Source organism: Bacillus cereus group sp. Bce019, assembly GCF_051781745.1.
Lineage (GTDB): Bacteria > Bacillota > Bacilli > Bacillales > Bacillaceae_G > Bacillus_A > Bacillus_A cereus.
On the sequence record NZ_JBPWJX010000031.1, the window covers coordinates 1 to 19,710 of the forward strand.

The window sequence follows — 19,710 nt, forward strand, 5'->3', positions numbered from 1 at the left end:
TCCTGTCGAATACAGAAATCATCTTCTTGATGCCGCCTAACTTTTTTTAAAATGTCCTTTACAAAGGGTACAGATTAATTAAAGTGGATAGTTTTTTATTTACTTAATTGCTTCATGAACTTTTAGTTGTTTCCCTTTAATCGTTGTAGTCTTCATGACTTTCAAGACGAGTGGGCCTTTTCCATTTAATATTTCAACATAAGAAACATTATCTTGTATCGTAATAATACCTATATCTTCTGCTGTAACACCTTTAATTTTAGCAATTGTACCGACGAAATCTACCGCCCTAATTTTCTTTTTCTTCCCGCCATTAAAGTACAGCTTCATAATGCCTTTGTTGATGTCTGCATTTTTATCTTTCTTTATAATTGGTTTAGCATGTATCTTTTCTTCAAATGCAGCTTTCTCTTTCATAACTTCTTCTTTTGAAGGTCCAATTGCCTTTGGAATTTCAAATCCAATATACTCCTCAATCTCTTCTAAAAATCTATTTTCATATGGTGTTATAAATGTAATAGCTTTTCCACTATTTCCAGCTCGTCCCGTTCTTCCAGTACGATGTACATAGCTTTCTTTTTCAAGTGGAATATCATAATTAATAACATGTGTAATATTATCAATATCAATTCCTCTCGCAGCTACATCTGTTGCTACTAAATAGCGGAATTTTCCTTTTCTAAAATCATCCATGACTTCAAAACGATCTTCTTGTACCATACCACCATGTATTTTGTCACAGGGATAGTTAGCTCGTTTTAATTGTCTATATACATGATCTACATTTTCTTGTGTACGGCAAAAAATAATACAGCTATCAGGATTCTCAATCGTTGTTACATCTTTAAGTAGTGAAAGCTTCTCGTCTTCTATCACCTCAAAAAGAGTATGTTCAATTTTATCCGTCGTAATCCCAGCCGCTTTAATTTCAATATGAGTTGGTGAATTCATATATGTACGAGACAATTTCTCAACATCTTCTGGAAGTGTTGCTGAAAATAACATCGTCATTCTTTTTGTAGGTAATTCATCAATAATTGCCTCTACTTGATCGATAAAGCCCATATTTAGCATCTCATCTGCTTCATCAATAACTAAATACTTCAAACACTCTAAAGAAAGGGTACCCTTCTCAATATGATCCAACACACGACCAGGAGTCCCAACTACAATATGTGTCTTTTGCTTTAATTCTAATTTTTGACGTGCAAATGGAGATTTCCCATAAACTGCCGCAGCCTTAATCCTTTTGAATCGACCTATATTTGTAATATCTTCTTTTACCTGTACCGCAAGCTCTCTCGTTGGTGTTAAAACTAATGCTTGTGGTTTATTCTCTTCCCACTCCACCATTTCACAAAGTGGAATACCAAATGAAGCTGTTTTTCCACTTCCAGTCTGGGACTTCACAACAAGATCCTTCTTTTGTAATGCAACTGGAATAACCTCACCTTGTACTTCTGTTGGATGATCATACCCTAACCCATTAAGTGCCCTTACAATTTCCTTACTTAATTTATAATCAGAAAAACTTTTTTTACTCATATATTAACCTCATTTTATTCTGTATTATTTTCTTTTTTATCTTTTGTATACGTTACTATCACCCTACTTATTATACTTGAAACCTCACATAAAAGGTGAATCATGCCAGATTCATCTTTTTATATAGAAATAAACCTTTTCATTTCATATATTGTTCAACTACTTGATAACATCTTTTGCTCGTATTATTAGCATTAACCTTTTTATAGTATCCTACATCCAATCAAAAAAATAAAAAGAATACATACAACCTTGTATAATTATCTTAATTTTTCAACCCTTCCCATAAACGAACAATAAAAACAAAAAAATGTTTTAAATTCGTTTTTAACGTTGTTTTTCAGGTATAAAATCTATTTTTTCAAAAAATGTTAAGAAATCCTTTGACTTCTTAATAAAAATAATGTAAATTATCCTATGGACGAACATTTTTGATTAATAAAAATAAAATATTCGTATTTTAGGGGTGTAAATGATGGAAAACGTATTCGACTATGAAGATATTCAATTAATTCCTGCAAAATGTATTGTAAATAGCCGCTCTGAATGTGATACAACTGTCACTTTAGGAAAACATAAATTTAAATTACCTGTCGTGCCTGCAAATATGCAAACGATTATTGATGAAAGAATTGCAACTTATTTAGCTGAGAACAACTACTTTTATATCATGCATCGTTTCCAACCAGAGAAACGAATCTCATTCATTAGAGATATGCAATCACGTGGATTAATCGCTTCTATCAGCGTTGGTGTAAAAGAGGACGAATATGAATTCGTACAACAATTAGCTGCTGAGCAACTTACACCTGAATATATCACGATTGATATCGCACACGGTCATTCTAATGCTGTGATCAACATGATTCAACATATTAAAAAACATTTACCAGAGAGCTTCGTTATCGCTGGAAACGTTGGAACTCCAGAAGCGGTAAGAGAATTAGAAAATGCTGGTGCCGATGCAACAAAAGTTGGTATTGGACCTGGTAAAGTTTGTATTACTAAAATTAAAACAGGCTTCGGAACTGGTGGTTGGCAGCTAGCTGCACTTCGCTGGTGTGCAAAAGCTGCAAGTAAGCCAATTATCGCTGATGGTGGTATTCGTACACACGGCGACGTAGCTAAATCTATTCGCTTTGGGGCAACTATGGTCATGATCGGTTCTCTATTTGCTGGTCACGAAGAGTCTCCAGGGGAAACAATTGAAAGAGATGGAAAACTTTATAAAGAATACTTCGGTTCTGCTTCTGAATTCCAAAAGGGTGAGAAGAAAAACGTTGAAGGTAAGAAAATGTTCGTTGAGCATAAAGGTTCTTTAGAAGATACGTTAATCGAAATGGAACAAGATCTTCAATCTTCTATCTCTTACGCTGGCGGAACAAAATTAGACGCTATTCGTACTGTAGATTATGTTGTCGTGAAAAACTCGATTTTCAATGGTGACAAAGTATATTAATTCTTAAATTAACTCGAAGGACAAGCATTTTCATGCTTGTCCTTCTTTTTTGTATATGAAAATGTAAAACATTTTAATTTAACTGAATTTTCTAGTATTATGTGTTTAGATAGTCTTAATAAGGGGGAGATACGACTTGAAAAATGTAATAGAAAATCGCCTTAATCGCGCAGAGGTACCCGCTGAACTAACATGGGATTTATCCGATTTGTATAATTCTGATGCCGAATGGCATACTGCATTAAACGCATTGGAAAATGATATACAGAAACTTGATTCATTTAAAGGGCATTTACATACTAGCTCCCAAACTTTATTAAATTGCCTACTTTTAGAAGAAGAGCTTTTAATGACGTTAACAAAACTGTACTCATATGCAAATTTAAAAGAAGCTACTGATCGTACAAATCCAAGTATTCAAGCGAACTCTTCCAAAATTTCTGCTTTATGGACGAAAGTACATACTGCACTATCCTTTATTCATAATGAAATCCTCTCATTCGACGAAGGAACAATTGAAAGATGTTTAACTGAAGAAACAAAACTCGAACCTTTCCGTAAATCTTTACTAAAAATACTACAAAAAAGACAGCACACACTCTCTCCTGAAACAGAAGAAGCACTTGCTGCACTTGGCGAAGTTCATAGTTCTCCATACAAAATTTACGGCATGACTAAATTGGCCGATATGGATTTCACTTCTATACAAGACGAACAAGGAAACGAACTTCCTGTTTCATTCTCATTATTTGAAAGCAAATATGAATTTTCTCCAAGCACATATATACGTCGAAAAGCATATTCATCATTTGTTTCCACACTAAAACGATATAAAAATACAATTGCCACAACATATGCTACTGAAGTAAAAAAACAAGTAACACTTTCTCGTTTACGTAAATATGAATCCGTTACTCATATGCTATTAGAACCACAAAAGGTTCCACTTGAAATGTATAACAACCAACTTGATATTATTTATAAAGAACTAGCACCTCATATGCGCCGTTTTGCAGATTTAAAAAAGAGAGTATTAGGACTCGATCAAATGCTTTTCTGTGACTTACATGCACCTTTAGATCCCGAATTTAATCCGGCGATTACTTATGAAGAAGCAGGCACGCTCATTCAAGATTCTTTAAAAGTATTAGGCGATGAATATAGTTCCATAATCCAAAAAGGATTCAAAGAAAGATGGGTAGATCTTGCAGATAACGTAGGCAAATCAACAGGGGCATTTTGCTCAAGTCCATACGGCTCTCATCCCTATATTTTAATTACATGGCAAAATACGATGCGTGGATGCTTTACATTAGCACATGAATTTGGACATGCTGGTCATTTCTATTTAGCAAATAAAAACCAACGTATCATGAACGTACGCCCATCTATGTACTTTGTTGAAGCACCATCAACCATGAATGAATTACTATTAGCTCAGCATTTACTAGCGACTACTGACGATAAGAGAATGCGCAGATGGGTCATTCTACAACTACTTGGCACATATTATCACAACTTTGTTACTCATTTACTTGAGGGTGAATATCAACGTAGAGTATATGCTCTAGCAGAAAAAGGACAGGCCCTTACAGCTACAACTTTAACTGAAATTAAAACAAATGTCCTTTCGACATTCTGGGGAGATTCTGTAGAAATCGATGAAGGTGCGGGCTTAACTTGGATGCGTCAGCCTCATTATTATATGGGTCTATATGCTTATACATATTCCGCAGGCCTCACTGCATCCACTGCAGTAGCTCAAATGATTAAAGAGGAAGGACAACCTGCTATTGATCGCTGGTTAGATGTGCTTCGTGCTGGTGGTACAATGAAACCACTTGAACTAATGAAACATGCCGGAGTAGATATGTCAAAACCAGATGCAATCCGTAAAGCTGTTTCTTACGTTGGTTCATTAATTAATGAATTAGAGCATTCTTATCAAGAATAAAAAAATAAGCCCTCGCTTTAATGAGGGCTTATTTCATATTTACTTTCCAAATCTTTTACGGTATCCACATTTTCTACATAGCTCTTCAACCGCAACTCTTCTGGAAAATCCATCAACAATGTTTGTTGCTCTTTCACCTTCTATAATGTTAGAAAATGAATCATTATTAATATTTCCAAGGTTAATAATCCCTTCACCATCTAAACAACAAGGAATAACTGTTCCGTTCGCTAAAATACCAGCTTGATTTCGAAGCCCATGACAGAATCCTTTTCCATCATCCTCTTCTTCATGCAATGCTGGCCACTGGAATTCATAGTCTTGATTAATAAAGACACGTTCCGCAATTTTTATACCTTTTCCTGGTGTAAGCTTCTCTTCAATTTGATAAGATAAATTAAACTCATTTTCAATGATAGATAATAACTCTCTATTCTTCTGGATTTCAGCATTTGTTTTATTATCCTGAGTTAAATTCCATAACCTTAACGATACAATTAAATCTGATTGACTTGTCGCTTCCCTAATGAAGGAAAGTATACTCCTTACATAGCCCTCTTTATCTTGCGAACCTGGATGTCCATCAAAACTATGCAGTGAAAAATTCATTTGTCTTAAAGCAGGCTTATTTAACAATCTATGCCTTCTCTTATTAATTAACGTTCCGTTCGTTGTAATATTAACTTTAAACCCTTTTTCATGGCTTAAATCTAACAATTGATCTATTTTTGGATGCAGCAACGGCTCACCCTTCACGTGCAAATAAATGTAGTCTGTGTGTGGTTTAATTTGGTCTAATCTTTTAGCAAAATCCTCCACAGAAATGAATTGCTTCTGTCTTTCCGTCGGCGGACAAAAGCTGCACGCAAGATTACATACACTCGTAATCTCCAAGTAAAATTTCTTAAACTTCTTCACCTTTAACTCCTCACTTCTATGACTACTTGTACTTTTTTCCTCTTCATATTACATCACACTTTTTTAGAAATAGAAACATACTTATTTTAGGAAATCTATATAACACCTATTAATGTGAAAAAGACCATCGGTAATTTTTGTCCAATGGTCTTTTTATCCTTTTATATACAAAGAATAAATTTATTTATGATACGGCTCACCACGATTAATCCGAAACGCTCTATACACTTGCTCAAGCAACACTAATCGCATTAATTGGTGTGGTAATGTCATCTTTGAAAAAGAAAGTGATTCATTTGAACGCTTCATCACTTCTGAGCTTAGTCCGAGTGATCCACCAATTACAAATGCGATTTTACTCTTTCCGTATGTAGCAAGGCGATCTAGACTTATCGCGAATTCTTCTGATGACTTTTGCTTTCCTTCTATAGCTAATGCAATCACATGCGTGTCATCCGAAATTTTATCCAGTATACGTATACCTTCTTTTTCCTTTACAATTAACATTTCTGCTTCACTTAAATTTTCTGGCGCCTTTTCATCAGGCAATTCAATTACTTCTACTTTTGCGTATGCAGATAATCGTTTTAAGTATTCTGCTATACCTTGTTTCAAATATTTTTCTTTTAATTTCCCAATTGAAATAATCGAGATATTCACACGTATCCTCCACCTTACAAACATGTTATCCACAAAACTTATCCACATATCCACAAATACTACCCACATATTGTGTGAGAATCTGTGTTCGATACAACATATGTCGCCTCATTTTGACAAAATTCACATGTTTTTTTCTCTTTTTCTGAGTTATCCACATTGTTGATAACTGGCGCAACTTCACACTCATCCACAATAATATCTAACGCTAATTCAACATGCTCTAAACAACAAGGTAAATTCATTTTCTTCACCTCACTTTTCTACAATAGAAAACAGGAGGTAGGCCCTCCTGTTTTTAATACTTTTGAATGCCTAATTTCACTGTTGTTGTTACTCTTTTTGTGCCACGATAAAACGTAAGAGTCATTTTATCATTAATTTCCTTATCATATAAGGCCGTACGGAATCCAATAATATCGCGAATCGGTTTTCCATCTACCGCTACAATAACATCATGTTCTCTTAAACCAGCATCCGCACCTGGCGAAGGACTTTTCACATCCAAAATACAAACTCCCTCTGTTACAGTACCTGGTAAATGTAATGTTTTTGACCAATAATAGTTTGGAATTTCATTTAATGACCTAAGTTCAATCCCAACATATGGTCTTCTTACTTTTCCATACTTCTCAAGTTCATTCATAATCGGAACAGCTCTAGTCACCGGAATAGCAAGGCCGATTCCTTCTACTTCTTTTGCAGCAATTTTCATTGAATTAATACCAATTAATTGTCCTGCTGCATTTACAAGCGCACCGCCACTATTCCCCGGATTAATCGCTGCATCTGTTTGTAACACTTCTACTTGCCAATCATAATGTCCATCTTGATCTAAATCTACAGGGACAATACGTTCATTAGCTGAAATAATACCTTGTGTAACTGTTCCAGAAAATTGCAGTCCAAGCGGGTTTCCAATCGCAATAACTGGCTCTCCTCTGCGAACAGTATTAGAATCGCCAATTTCAATTATTTTTTTCACATGCTTTGCATCTATTTCTAATACAGCTAAGTCTGTGACTACATCGGTTCCTAATACTTTTCCAGGAACCTTCTTACCGTCACTTAGACTTACTTCAATACGATTCGCTCCAGCTACAACATGATTATTCGTTACAATATAAGCTTGACCATCTGTCTTTTTATAAATTACTCCTGATCCTGTACCGGCCTCTGAATCTGCCTCTGAAAAGTTATCTCGTTGAATGTTAATAACACCCACAACAGCTTCAGATGCACGATCAACAGCATCTACAAAGCTAATTTGTTTAATCCCTTGAGCTTCGGCCATATTACTTCCGCTTGCTTCAGCTTGCGGAAGCGTATCAGCAGAATTTGAAAATAAAGGCGCTCCAAACGCGAATAAAGAAGCTCCTACAATTGTTCCCGCTATACTAGAAAGAACTATACCTTTGTGCTTCTTTTTTCCTGCACGTTTCATACGATAATTTTCTTCATCAATAAAGGACATATTTGTTCACCTATCTTCCTGAAAACAACTATATTCACCTTTATTGTTTACTAAAATGAAGAATTATACGTATTGAATTTTTGTAGGCATTTTTGGATCTGTATCGTGAATTTCAAAGGATTCACCCACTCCAAATCCTCTTTCCTCTAGTACTTGTGATACTGACATACGCGCTAGTTCTTTCATGTTATTATCTAAGCTTAAATGGGCTAAATAAATATGCTTTGTCTCATCTGTAATTACATCTGCCATCGCTAATGCAGCATCCTCATTACAAACATGCCCAACGTCACTTAAAATACGTCGTTTAATGCTCCATGGATAACGTCCCATACGAAGCATTTCTACATCATGATTACTTTCAAATACGAAAGCATTAGCTCCCTTAATAACGCCTTTCATACGGTCACTTACGTATCCCGTATCTGTAATAAGCGCTAACTTCCTATTATTGTTATGGAAAGCATAAAACATCGGTTCTGCCGCATCATGAGAAACTCCAAATGACTCGACTTCAATATCACCAAAGGTTTTCACATCACCAACTGAGAAAATAAACTTTTGTTCAGTTGGGATATTTCCTATTAAATGTTCCATTGCATTCCATGTTTTCTCATTCGCATAAACAGGTAAATCATATTTACGTGCCAGTACACCTAAACCTTTAATATGATCACTATGCTCATGCGTTACAAGAATACCTGATACATCATTTATATTCAGTTCTGCTTGTTTAAATAAAGCCTCTGTTGCTTTACCACTTAAACCTGCGTCGACTAGTAATTTTTTTTCATCGGTTCCTACGTATAGCATATTTCCTGTACTTCCACTTGCAAGTACGCTAAAATGCAACCCCATTCTTTCTCACTCCAGTATGTTCATCAACCACTTGATTTTCCTTTTCTCCTAATTCCATAACTTGTCCTTCAATTGCATTCACAAAGAAGTCCTGCTTCTGCTCCGTTTTCAAATTCCACGTTGGAGCCAGTACTTGGTTATTAGAAGTAGATGCGGTAAGAGTGGCATAACCAATTTGCGCTTCTTTAACATGCGTATTTCCATGAATTTTATTTTTTAAATACAAATTTTCTAAAGCTGTTTGAGCCGTAATAATTTCTTGCTCTTTCGTTTTTTCACCTTCGCCCATTTCTTTTAAATCAGTTAGCATTGTCTGCGTATATGAAACAAGTTCATTTTTTTCATTTAATTCCACAACAATCATCGCCTGATTATTATAGAAAATAGGCTTATCTTTATATTTTTGGAAGAAATAAATTTTAGAGTCTTTCACCGCTCCAAATTCATACTTTTGTCCATCCAATACATAGTTCTTCAAAAATTCATTATACTTATCTTTTGATAATGATTTCGTATTTAAAAAAGGCTCTTTTAGCTTACTTTCTATCTTGTACATATTTTGTATATGCACCGTTTGATTTTTCAAAGACTGTATATCTTCTTCTTTAAAGGCTTTATTTTCTGCTCTAATAAATGACTCTTTTTTCGGTTCTTTAGGGATATTTCCCATCGTAATTTTGTTTGCTTTTAATTCTTGATCTATCTTTGTTTCTGCAATAAGCTCCAATTGATTACTATCTTGCTTTTGAATGAATTGGAAAATGAGAAAGAGGTCCAAAACAAAAAAGGTCACAATAAATATGGTTTTAATCCGATCCCAATCCATTTAGTCCTCCCTCACTCCACTCATAGATTTTCTGTTTACCTGTTTCATCTTCAACAAGCTTTACATACCAAATTGGTTGTAATCGAACTACTTGTCCATCTAGTGATAACTTGTATCCAATACCAATATCCTTAATTACTTGTTTCTTTATCTCTGGATTATTTTCTAGAGATGCTATTACAACATGCCCTGACGGAAGAGTAACCTTCTGTTCTATACCTTTAGTATTTAAAGACAGCAACGGTCTTTCATATTCCATTACTTCTTCTGATCCCCATATTTGTCTCAATTCAGCTAATCCATCTTCATTGAATACTGAATATCCATCTTCATTTAAACGAAATACTGTCTCTCCTTTATTCATATAGTCCAAACGATATGAATCCAAACTTCCACTGTGACCACTTACGAATTCAAAGCTTTTTTGTAAAAGCATTAAATTATCTATCGTTTTCTCAGTTAAGACAGAAGAGTTTTTATACTTTAGCATGTGACGATCGTTTTCAATTTCCATGGATCTAATACCATCTGTAAATGTTTCTTTCGACATCTCGGTAATCGGACTTAAATAACGAGGATCACTAAACAGAGCATTCTTAAACGTATCAACTGCTAAATTAGATGAAATATATGTTATATTGTTTAACTCTGTCGTTCCATCTGGTAAAAATAACTTTTTCATATCATTAAGTTGATAATCAAAATAAGGCTTTGCTGATACTATAAATTGATTTTGGGCATTTACAATATCTTTTAAATACACGCCACTTAATTTTGCCTCGTATATTTTAAAGTTATCACCATCAGAAACAAAGTTAATTTTAATTTCTTGATCCTTACTTCGAGAAGGATCGAGGAGAATACGGTTAAAATGTTTAGGCTTATCTGTACTCTTCTCTTTCATGTTAAACATGGATTTTACTGCATCAAATGGGATATCGGTAGGGAAAACAAGTTCAACTTTCCCTTCACCATGCACATATGAAAGGAAGTCACCCTTAGTGATTGATATCTCTTTAAAATCATGTAGTTCCCCTACTTCCAGAGGCTTATAGATTGATTCTATATCTGCCTCTCTTCTGCTCCCATAATGATTTTTATCTTTATGCACGATGATAGAAGTAGGACGGACAACATCGGAAATTTTAGTTTGGTTCATTCCTTCATTTCCCTGCACAAATTTCGCGTTTTGCATGGATGTAGAATCTGGCACATACGTCCATAGGTTAAAAGTAAGAAACAGGCTAATTACAACTAGGTTAATTAAAACTATTGTTTTAAAGTTTTCCATACTCATTCCCAATCGTCCTCTTCATCTGCTGCCATTGGTAACGTGAAATAAATAGTTGTCCCTTTTCCTTCTTCACTCTTCGCCCAAATAGAGCCACCATGTGCCTCAATCATTTCTTTTGCAATTGCTAATCCAAGCCCAGTACCACCCATTTGTCTTGAACGAGCTTTATCTACGCGATAAAAACGTTCAAAGATTTTATCAACGTTTTCTTTTGGAATACCCATTCCTTGGTCACTTACACTAATTTCTAATAAATCACCGCGATCACGTAAACGATATGTTACTGTTCCACCTTCTGGTGAATACTTTAATGCGTTAGAAATAATGTTATACAGCACTTGAGTAATTTTGTCAGTATCCATATCAATAAATCTAGATTTCTTAGAGAAAGATCGTTTGAAACTTACATTTTGCTCTTTAGACATTTCAAAGCGATCAATAATATTATTAAAGAAATCAGTAAAGTCGACCCATTCTTTCATTAAACGATGCTCTGTACTATCAAGTTTAGATAGCTGTAACAACGCATTTACAAGTCTAATCATTCTTTCTGTTTCTTCTTGTGTAACCGTTAAAAATTGTGGTGCAATATTTGGATCCTGCCATGCTCCATCTGTAAGTGCCTCTAAATAACTGCGCATCGTCGTTAATGGCGTCCTTAATTCATGAGAGACATTCGCCACAAACTCACGGCGTTCCCGTTCTATACGCTCCTGCTCTGTTACATCATATAGTACAGCAATTAAGCCGTTTGCCTTCCCTGTTTCTTTTTGAATAACAGAGAAACTAGCACGTAAAATATATGGTTCGTTTCTCGTACTAAAATCTAATAAAACAGAATCTGGCTCTTCATATAAATGATCGAGCGTAAATTCTTCCTGTATCCCTAATACCTCTAAAACAGATTGATCGAGCGCTGTTTCACGAGAAACATTTAACATCTTTTCCGCAGGATCATTTAGTAAAATAATATCCCCTTTTCGGTCAGTAGCAATTACTCCATCTGTCATATGTGATAAAACAGATGATAATTTACGCCTTTCACTTTCTGTAGAAGAACGAGCTTGTTGTAATTTTTTTGATAAATTATTGAAGGATAATGCCAGTTGTCCAATTTCATCATGGCTATGCACTTTTACTTTTCTCGAATAATTTCCTTTTGCCATTTCGATTGCTTGTCTCCGCATATCTGAAATTGGTCTTGTAATTGTTTGAGCCAATAAAATTCCAAGTACGGCCGTTACTAATAAAGCAATTACTGTTCCCGTAGCAAAAATTTGATTTATATCCTTCATTTGTTTATATACATCTTCCATAGATGCCACAATGTAAATAACACCAAGCGCATCCTTACCGTTATCATCTAGAATCGGAGTAAGCATAACTTGAACACGATGACCTGTACTACCATCCTTCTCAATTTTCACTTCCGGCTTTTTTTGTACTAATACTCGCTGAACAGCTATATCAGTTGATGTTCGATTCACCTTATTCTGCTTTGATTCATCTGAAATAGCCAGTAACTTTCTGTGCGAATCAAATACACTTACCTCTTGTATAACTTTCTTCTGATCAGAGGCAAATTTTCGAATTGAAGTTTTAATCGTTTCATCTGTTGACTCTGTTTCTGCTTTTGTATAACTTTTTTTAAACTCTTGCTTCAAATTATATGATAATAAGTTTGTTTGCTGCGTTAAAGAATCCCTAAAACCTTGTACTAAGCTCTTCTCTAATTCCCTTACGAAATATACTCCAATAACTTGCATCGCTATTAATATTAATAGCATATATATAAGCACAAATTTTAAATGAATAGATTGAAAAAAACCAACTTTCTTCATATACTATTCCTGCTCTGGATCACGCAAGTAATACCCTACTCCACGTCTAGTTACAATTAAAGTAGGATGGCTTGGATTATCTTCAATTTTTTCACGCAAACGACGTACTGTAACGTCTACTGTGCGCACATCTCCAAAATAGTCATAACCCCAAACTGTTTGTAATAAATGTTCGCGTGTCATAACTTGTCCTAAATGTTTCGCTAAATAATGTAGCAACTCAAATTCACGATGTGTAAGCTCGATATTTTCCTCGCGCTTCGTTACACTATATGCATTTGGATTGATCACAATTGGTCCAATAACCATTTCTGTATTTTCTTCTTTTTCCGCAGCACCACCTTGTTGATGGCGGCGTAAATTCGCCTTCACACGAGCAAGTAATTCCCTCGTACTAAATGGCTTCGTTACATAATCATCTGCCCCAAGCTCGAGCCCTAATACTTTATCAATCTCAGAGTCCTTTGCTGTAAGCATAATAATCGGCATTTCTGAGCTTTTACGTATTTCACGGCAAACCTCTAAGCCATCTTTACCTGGTAGCATAATATCTAATAAAACCATATCTGGTTGCTCTTCATTAGCCTTTTCAATTGCTTCATCACCATCATGCGCCATTACTATTTCAAAACCTTCTTTTTCTAGGTTAAACTTCAAAATATCTGCAATCGGCTTTTCATCATCAACTACTAAAATTTTCTTTCCCATCATCGTCTATTTCCTCCTTATAAAAATATGGTCAATAATCCCTAAACATATTGATGTTTACATAGTATGTCCTATATGACCGCATCCTTTGTTTAAGTATTTTCTCCTCTATTCTCATAGACTCATGTATGATCCACTTTTACACGGCATCCTATACGATCTATAGAAAAACCTCTAGCTTCAACTGCTAGAGGCTCCTCGTTCTATTTTAAAATAACTACTCAGTTTTGTAAAATTACATAAATAAAAAGGATATTAAGTGGGCCCACTTAATATCCTGAGAGTGGCTCGGGACGGAATCGAACCGCCGACACGAGGATTTTCAGTCCTCTGCTCTACCGACTGAGCTACCGAGCCAAAACTATATATAAAACCACTAATGGTGGTATAAACAAAAGTGGCGGTCCCGACCGGGGTCGAACCGGCGATCTCCTGCGTGACAGGCAGGCATGTTAACCACTACACCACGGGACCAAAAATAAGCAAAAAAAAACATGACCCGTACGGGATTCGAACCCGTGTTACCGCCGTGAAAGGGCGGTGTCTTAACCACTTGACCAACGGGCCACGAAAAATAAAATGGTGAGCCATGAAGGACTCGAACCTTCGACCCTCTGATTAAAAGTCAGATGCTCTACCAACTGAGCTAATGGCTCATACTCACCAACGTCATATTTTCGTGACGACAAGATGTATCATAACATGTATTCTGTATTTATTGCAATACTTTTTTTGTTTTTTTATAAAAGAATAAGAAAAAAAACTCATGCAGACATGAGTTTTTTTCAAAAAATGTTAATTAAGCTTCGTATACGTTACGTACAATATTTGTTTGGTTACGATCTGGTCCAACTGAGAACATAGATATTTGAATTCCTGTTAACTCAGAAACACGTTCTACGTATTTTCGTGCATTTTCAGGAAGTTCATCTAATGATTTTACACCAGTAATATCTTCTTCCCAACCTGGAAGCTCTTCATATACAGGCTCACATTTCGCTAAAATGTTTAAGTTAGCTGGAACTTCATCAATAACTTCACCATTGTATTTGTAAGCTACACAAATTTTAAGAGTTGGAATACCTGTTAAAACGTCGATAGAATTTAATGATAGATCCGTTAAACCACTAACACGACGTGCATGTCTTACAACAACGCTATCGAACCAACCTACGCGGCGTGGACGACCAGTTGTCGTTCCATACTCGCGACCAACTTCACGAATTTGATGACCAATTTCATCATGAAGCTCAGTAGGGAATGGACCATCACCAACGCGGCTTGTATATGCTTTACATACACCTACAACGCGAGTAACTTTCGCAGGACCAACTCCAGTTCCAACTGTTACACCACCAGCAATTGGGTTAGAAGATGTAACGAACGGGTACGTACCGTGGTCAATATCAAGCATAACACCTTGCGCACCTTCAAATAATACACGGTGATTATTATCTAATGCATCATTTAATACAACAGACGTATCACATACATATTGCGCGATTTGTTGCCCGTACTCGAAGTACTCTTCGAAAATTTCTTCTACAGTGAAACCTTCTGTATCGTACATTTTTTCAAATAAACGATTTTTTTCTACTAAATTGCGCTCAAGCTTCTCTTTAAATGCTTCACGGTCTAAAAGATCAGCCATACGAATACCAATACGAGCAGCTTTATCCATATATGCAGGACCGATACCTTTTTTCGTTGTACCGATTTTGTTATCACCTTTACTTGCTTCTTCTAACTCATCTTGTTTTAAGTGGTAAGGTAAAATAACATGTGCACGGTTACTTACACGTAAATTATCAGTACTTACACCACGATCGTGTAAGTATTTTAACTCTTCAAGTAATGCTTTTGGATCTACTACTAATCCGTTTCCGATTACACAAATTTTCTCTTTATAGAAAATACCAGATGGAATTAAGTGTAATTTATATTTAACTCCGCCGAAAACAATTGTATGTCCCGCGTTATTTCCACCTTGATATCTTGCAACTACTTCCGCATGCTCAGAAAGAAAATCAGTGATTTTACCTTTTCCTTCGTCGCCCCATTGTGTTCCTACAACTACTACTGAAGACATTATTAAAGCACCTCCGCAATTTTCAAACGATCTATTCAAACAATATAATTGTACCAAAACCGAAAGAGAAGTCAACCGAAAAGCGAACATTTTTTCACAAAAAAACATTTTCGTTCGTAAGAATTATATATTTAACTTATGAAAGCCTTATCTTTCTTATAAAAAAAAAGAAACACATCTTATTATAAGAAATGTGTTTCTTTTTTATACTGCCTTTATGCCGGTGGAGCATGTCCATCCTCAAAACGACGTTCTAAGTTAACGAACTTATTGAACTCTTTGACGAATGCAAGTTCCACTGAACCTACTGGACCGTTACGTTGTTTTGCAATAATAATTTCAATTGTATTTTTGTTTTCCGTTTCTCGATCATAGTAGTCTTCACGATATAGGAAAGCTACAATATCAGCATCCTGCTCAATACTTCCAGATTCACGAATATCAGACATCATCGGGCGTTTATCTTGACGAGATTCTACACCACGAGATAACTGTGATAAAGCAATAACAGGCACTTGCAATTCACGCGCAATCCCTTTTAAGGTACGAGAAATCTCAGATACTTCCTGCTGACGGTTTTCTCCTGATTTCCCACTTCCTTGAATAAGCTGCAAATAGTCAATCAAAATCATACCAAGACCTTGTTCTTGCTTTAATCTACGGCATTTTGCTCGAATCTCATTTACTTTAATACCTGGCGTATCATCAATATATATACCAGCATTTGAGAGACTCCCCATTGCCATTGTTAATTTTGCCCAATCATCGGAAGTTAATGAACCAGTACGAAGTCTTTGTGCATCAATATTCCCTTCTGCACAAAGCATACGCATAACAAGCTGATCAGCACCCATCTCCAAACTAAAAATCGCTACATTTTCATCCGTTTTCGTCGCTACGTTTTGTGCAATATTTAATGAAAATGCCGTTTTCCCTACTGATGGACGTGCTGCCACGATAATTAAATCATTTCGTTGGAAACCTGCTGTCATCTTATCTAATTCAGTAAACCCAGTTGGTATCCCAGTAACTTCACCCTTTTGATTATGCAAAAGTTCAATTTTGTCATAAGCATCTACAAGAACATCTTTAATGTTTTGGAATGCTTTTGCATTCGTTTGATGGGATACTTCTAATATTTTTTTCTCAGCCTCGTTTAAAAGACCATCCACATCATCTTCTCTCTCGTATCCATCCGATACAATATGAGTCGCCGTGCGAATTAAACGACGTAAAAGCGCCTTTTCAGCGATGATGCGTGCGTAATATTCTACGTTAGCTGCAGTTGGCACAACTTCTGCTAACTCTGCTAAGTAAGAAACCCCACCAACCTCTTCTAGTAATCCTTGATCAGCCATTGCTGATGTCATCATTACTAAGTCAATCGGCTCTCCCTTATCAGATAGCCCAAGCATGACTTCAAAAATCTTTTGATGTTTCGTTCGATAGAACGAATCAGGTACCAATAACTCTGATGCTGAAGTTAACGCATCTTGATCAATCAATATGGCCCCTAAAACCGCCTGCTCAGCCTCTATATTATGCGGAGGGGTACGATCAGCAAGTACATCACTCATACGCAATCCTCCTTGCTTAATTTATTTTTATTGTTCACTAACATGAACTTTTACTGTTGCTGTTACTTGTGGATGCAATTTCACAGTAACGTTTGTATAACCTAACGCGCGGATTGCATCGTCCATTTCAAATTTACGTTTATCAAGTTTAATCTTGTGTGATTTTTGCATTGCATCTACGATTTGTTTGCTTGTAATAGAACCAAATAAACGGCCACCTTCTCCAGATTTCGCCTTTAATTCTACAGTTAATTTCTCTAAAGTCTCTTTTAACTCTTTTGCATTTTCAAGCTCTGCTGCTGCATCTTTTTCTTCTTTACGCTTTTGAGCTTCTAAAGTTTTCATACTGCTATTTGTTGCTTCAGCAGCTAATCCTTGTTTTAGTAAGAAGTTATTTGCATAGCCATCTGGTACGTTTTTTACTTCTCCTTTTTTACCTTTACCTTTTACGTCTTTTAGAAAAATTACTTTCATGATTGTGTGCCTCCCTGTAAATAGTCATCAATAACAAATCGAAGCTTCTCCTCAGCTTCATCTACTGTAACATTTTTCATCTGTGTGGCTGCATTCGTCAAATGCCCGCCACCGCCTAAGTTTTCCATAATTAGCTGCACATTCACTTCACCTAAAGACCTGCTGCTAATTCCAATGAGATTCTCGCCACGTTTCGCAACAACAAATGATGCAATAATCCCTGTCATCGTTAATAACGTGTCTGCCGATTGCGCAATAAGCACTTGATCGTAGTAATCATCACTATCAACTTTAGCAATCGCAATTCCATTTTTATAAATGTACGCATTTTTTATAGCTTTTGCAACCCGTAAATACTGATCCATATCTTCCTTTAAAAGTTCTTGTACAAGTACAGTATCTGCACCATGTGAGCGTAAATAAGAAGCAGCATCAAATGTACGAGCCCCTGTCCGGAATGTGAAACTTTTCGTGTCGACAATAATACCCGCTAACAATGCCGTCGCTTCTAACATTGTCATCTTTAAATTTTTAGGTTGATACTCAAGTAATTCTGTAACCAATTCTGCCGTTGAAGAAGCATATGGTTCCATATAAACTAGCAATGGGTCTTCAATAAAATCTTCTCCACGGCGATGATGATCAATAACTACTACATTTTCAATTTTATGTAACAGTTTTTGCTCCATCACCATAGAAGGTTTATGCGTATCGACAACAACAAGTAACGACTCATCATTTGCAAATTCCATCGCTTGCTCTGGAGTAATAAAATGAGACCATAACTCCTCATTTTGTTTCACTTTGTCCATCAAACGCTTAATACCTTTATCGGAATCATTTTCATCTAACACAATATATCCTTTACGCTCATTTAATTGAGCCACTTTTAAAATACCAATCGCAGCACCAATTGCATCCATATCGGGAGCCCTATGCCCCATAATAATGACATTACTACTTTCTAATACTAAATCCTTTAACGCATGCGAAATGACCCTGGCGCGTACACGGGTACGTTTTTCAACCGGATTTGTCTTACCTCCATAGAACTTAACTTTACCTGTCGCTTGTTTAATAGCTACTTGGTCTCCCCCACGCCCAAGCGCAAGATCTAAACCAGATTGAGCCATTGCTCCAAGCTCTGATAAAGGTAAATCACCTGATCCGACACCCACACTTAATGTAAGTGGTATATTCCTTTTAGATGTTTCTTCACGCACCTGATCTAAAATGCTAAATTTCCCTTTCTCCATCTGCGTCAAAATACTTTCATTTAGCACAACGAAGAATCTTTCTGAAGATGCACGTTTTAAATAAGCACCATACTTAAGTGCCCATTCATTTAGTCGCGATGTCACAAGACTTGTTATATTCGTACGTAATTGATCATCTAATCCTTGTGTAACTTCATCATAATTATCCAAATAGATGACAGCTAAAACAGTCCTTTGATCCTCGTACATCTTTTCGATTTCTGTTTGTTCCGTTACATCAAAGAAATAAATTAACTTTTCTTCTTTCCTTACAAAAACGCGAAACTTTCGATTATTTAAAGAGACTATATCATCAGAAGTTTCTCCTTTAATGAAAAGAAGTAATGTTTCTGATACATCGTAAAGGTGCCATCCAGCTAATGCGTGCTGTCCCAGACATGAAGATAAATAAGGATTTGCCCAATCAATCCCATAATCCTTATTGTATAACAAAATACCAATCGGCATTTGGTTAAATGCTTCATTACTTACTTTCTTTACTCTTGTAATCATATCTGTCGTATGCTTTTCGAAATTCCTTTGAAAATTAAGTTCAAATCGTATAACGATAAAGAATACGATACAAAAAATGACAAAAGCAGCTATACCCATAATTAAATGAAAATAACAGAGAATTGAAATGAGCACAAACACAAAAAATGCCAATACATAAACAGGATATAAAAACCACTGTTTCTTATCAAATTCAGGCATGTATACAACTCCTATAAAGTAAAACTAACTTACCTTCCAGTTAGTTAAACAGATTAAAATAGT

16 protein-coding genes and 4 tRNA genes are annotated in these 19,710 nt (G+C 35.7%); 2 read left to right on the forward strand and 18 right to left on the reverse strand.

The genetic code is table 11. The features are described from left to right. Nucleotides 1-99 precede the first annotated feature (99 nt). The gene (locus ACS2QP_RS25795; RefSeq protein WP_438882973.1) at nucleotides 100-1,545 is read right to left on the reverse strand and encodes a DEAD/DEAH box helicase; all 1,446 of its coding nucleotides are present in this window, start codon (nucleotides 1,543-1,545) and stop codon (nucleotides 100-102) included. A gap of 475 nt (nucleotides 1,546-2,020) precedes the next feature. Here ACS2QP_RS25795 and guaC point away from each other — a divergent pair, with 475 nt between their 5' ends. Together guaC and pepF are read left to right on the forward strand one after the other, a co-directional pair. Further along, nucleotides 2,021-3,004 (forward strand): GMP reductase, encoded by a 984-nt coding sequence (gene guaC / locus ACS2QP_RS25800; protein WP_000432447.1) that lies wholly within the window; start codon nucleotides 2,021-2,023, stop codon nucleotides 3,002-3,004. Nucleotides 3,005-3,140: 136 nt separating this feature from the next. Continuing rightward, on the forward strand, nucleotides 3,141-4,958 hold the full coding sequence (gene pepF, locus ACS2QP_RS25805; RefSeq protein ID WP_438882974.1) for an oligoendopeptidase F: 1,818 nt from the start codon (nucleotides 3,141-3,143) through the stop codon (nucleotides 4,956-4,958). Nucleotides 4,959-4,997: 39 nt separating this feature from the next. On the opposite strand, the gene ACS2QP_RS25810 is transcribed toward pepF, so the two are convergent. The 17 genes from ACS2QP_RS25810 to ACS2QP_RS25890 form a co-directional block, all read right to left on the reverse strand. Then, complete coding sequence (locus ACS2QP_RS25810; protein WP_000713636.1) at nucleotides 4,998-5,876, reverse strand: radical SAM/SPASM domain-containing protein; 879 nt, start codon at nucleotides 5,874-5,876, stop codon at nucleotides 4,998-5,000. 180 nt (nucleotides 5,877-6,056) lie between these two features. Beyond that, nucleotides 6,057-6,536 (reverse strand): 23S rRNA (pseudouridine(1915)-N(3))-methyltransferase RlmH, encoded by a 480-nt coding sequence (gene rlmH / locus ACS2QP_RS25815; protein ID WP_438882975.1) that lies wholly within the window; start codon nucleotides 6,534-6,536, stop codon nucleotides 6,057-6,059. Nucleotides 6,537-6,595: 59 nt separating this feature from the next. Further along, nucleotides 6,596-6,781 (reverse strand): CxxH/CxxC protein, encoded by a 186-nt coding sequence (locus ACS2QP_RS25820; protein ID WP_001052827.1) that lies wholly within the window; start codon nucleotides 6,779-6,781, stop codon nucleotides 6,596-6,598. 53 nt (nucleotides 6,782-6,834) lie between these two features. Next, nucleotides 6,835-8,010 carry a S1C family serine protease gene (locus tag ACS2QP_RS25825; RefSeq protein WP_000008031.1) on the reverse strand — a complete coding sequence of 392 codons (1,176 nt, stop codon included), beginning with the start codon at nucleotides 8,008-8,010 and terminating at the stop codon, nucleotides 6,835-6,837. 63 nt (nucleotides 8,011-8,073) lie between these two features. Then, entirely contained in the window at nucleotides 8,074-8,868 is a 795-nt protein-coding gene (locus ACS2QP_RS25830) for an MBL fold metallo-hydrolase (RefSeq protein ID WP_000522838.1), read from the reverse strand. Further along, nucleotides 8,852-9,694, reverse strand: a complete 843-nt coding sequence (locus ACS2QP_RS25835) for a two-component system regulatory protein YycI (protein ID WP_000383740.1) — start codon at nucleotides 9,692-9,694, stop codon at nucleotides 8,852-8,854. Before ACS2QP_RS25835 ends, ACS2QP_RS25830 begins: the two co-directional genes overlap by 17 nt. Continuing rightward, on the reverse strand, nucleotides 9,675-10,991 hold the full coding sequence (locus tag ACS2QP_RS25840) for a YycH family regulatory protein (RefSeq protein WP_000061560.1): 1,317 nt from the start codon (nucleotides 10,989-10,991) through the stop codon (nucleotides 9,675-9,677). The genes ACS2QP_RS25835 and ACS2QP_RS25840 overlap by 20 nt, the downstream gene beginning before the upstream one ends. Continuing rightward, the gene (walK, locus tag ACS2QP_RS25845; RefSeq protein WP_000755367.1) at nucleotides 10,988-12,829 is read right to left on the reverse strand and encodes a cell wall metabolism sensor histidine kinase WalK; all 1,842 of its coding nucleotides are present in this window, start codon (nucleotides 12,827-12,829) and stop codon (nucleotides 10,988-10,990) included. The genes ACS2QP_RS25840 and walK overlap by 4 nt, the downstream gene beginning before the upstream one ends. 3 nt (nucleotides 12,830-12,832) lie before the next feature. After that, nucleotides 12,833-13,540 carry a cell wall metabolism DNA-binding response regulator WalR gene (gene walR, locus ACS2QP_RS25850; RefSeq protein ID WP_000971865.1) on the reverse strand — a complete coding sequence of 236 codons (708 nt, stop codon included), beginning with the start codon at nucleotides 13,538-13,540 and terminating at the stop codon, nucleotides 12,833-12,835. A gap of 281 nt (nucleotides 13,541-13,821) precedes the next feature. Further along, nucleotides 13,822-13,894, reverse strand: a tRNA-Phe gene (locus ACS2QP_RS25855). Nucleotides 13,895-13,935: 41 nt separating this feature from the next. Further along, nucleotides 13,936-14,011 (reverse strand) — tRNA-Asp (locus ACS2QP_RS25860). A gap of 21 nt (nucleotides 14,012-14,032) precedes the next feature. Then, a tRNA-Glu gene (locus ACS2QP_RS25865) sits at nucleotides 14,033-14,104 on the reverse strand. 13 nt (nucleotides 14,105-14,117) lie between these two features. Beyond that, nucleotides 14,118-14,193, reverse strand: a tRNA-Lys gene (locus ACS2QP_RS25870). Nucleotides 14,194-14,336: 143 nt separating this feature from the next. Continuing rightward, on the reverse strand, nucleotides 14,337-15,626 hold the full coding sequence (locus tag ACS2QP_RS25875; RefSeq protein WP_000100238.1) for an adenylosuccinate synthase: 1,290 nt from the start codon (nucleotides 15,624-15,626) through the stop codon (nucleotides 14,337-14,339). Between the two features lie 215 nt (nucleotides 15,627-15,841). Next, entirely contained in the window at nucleotides 15,842-17,203 is a 1,362-nt protein-coding gene (gene dnaB, locus ACS2QP_RS25880; RefSeq protein WP_001286148.1) for a replicative DNA helicase, read from the reverse strand. Nucleotides 17,204-17,230: 27 nt separating this feature from the next. Then, the gene (gene rplI, locus ACS2QP_RS25885; RefSeq protein WP_000864228.1) at nucleotides 17,231-17,677 is read right to left on the reverse strand and encodes a 50S ribosomal protein L9; all 447 of its coding nucleotides are present in this window, start codon (nucleotides 17,675-17,677) and stop codon (nucleotides 17,231-17,233) included. Next, a complete protein-coding gene (locus tag ACS2QP_RS25890; RefSeq protein WP_001113785.1) occupies nucleotides 17,674-19,647 on the reverse strand; it encodes a DHH family phosphoesterase in 1,974 nt (657 codons plus the stop codon). The genes rplI and ACS2QP_RS25890 overlap by 4 nt, the downstream gene beginning before the upstream one ends. Between the last annotated feature and the right edge of the window lie 63 nt (nucleotides 19,648-19,710).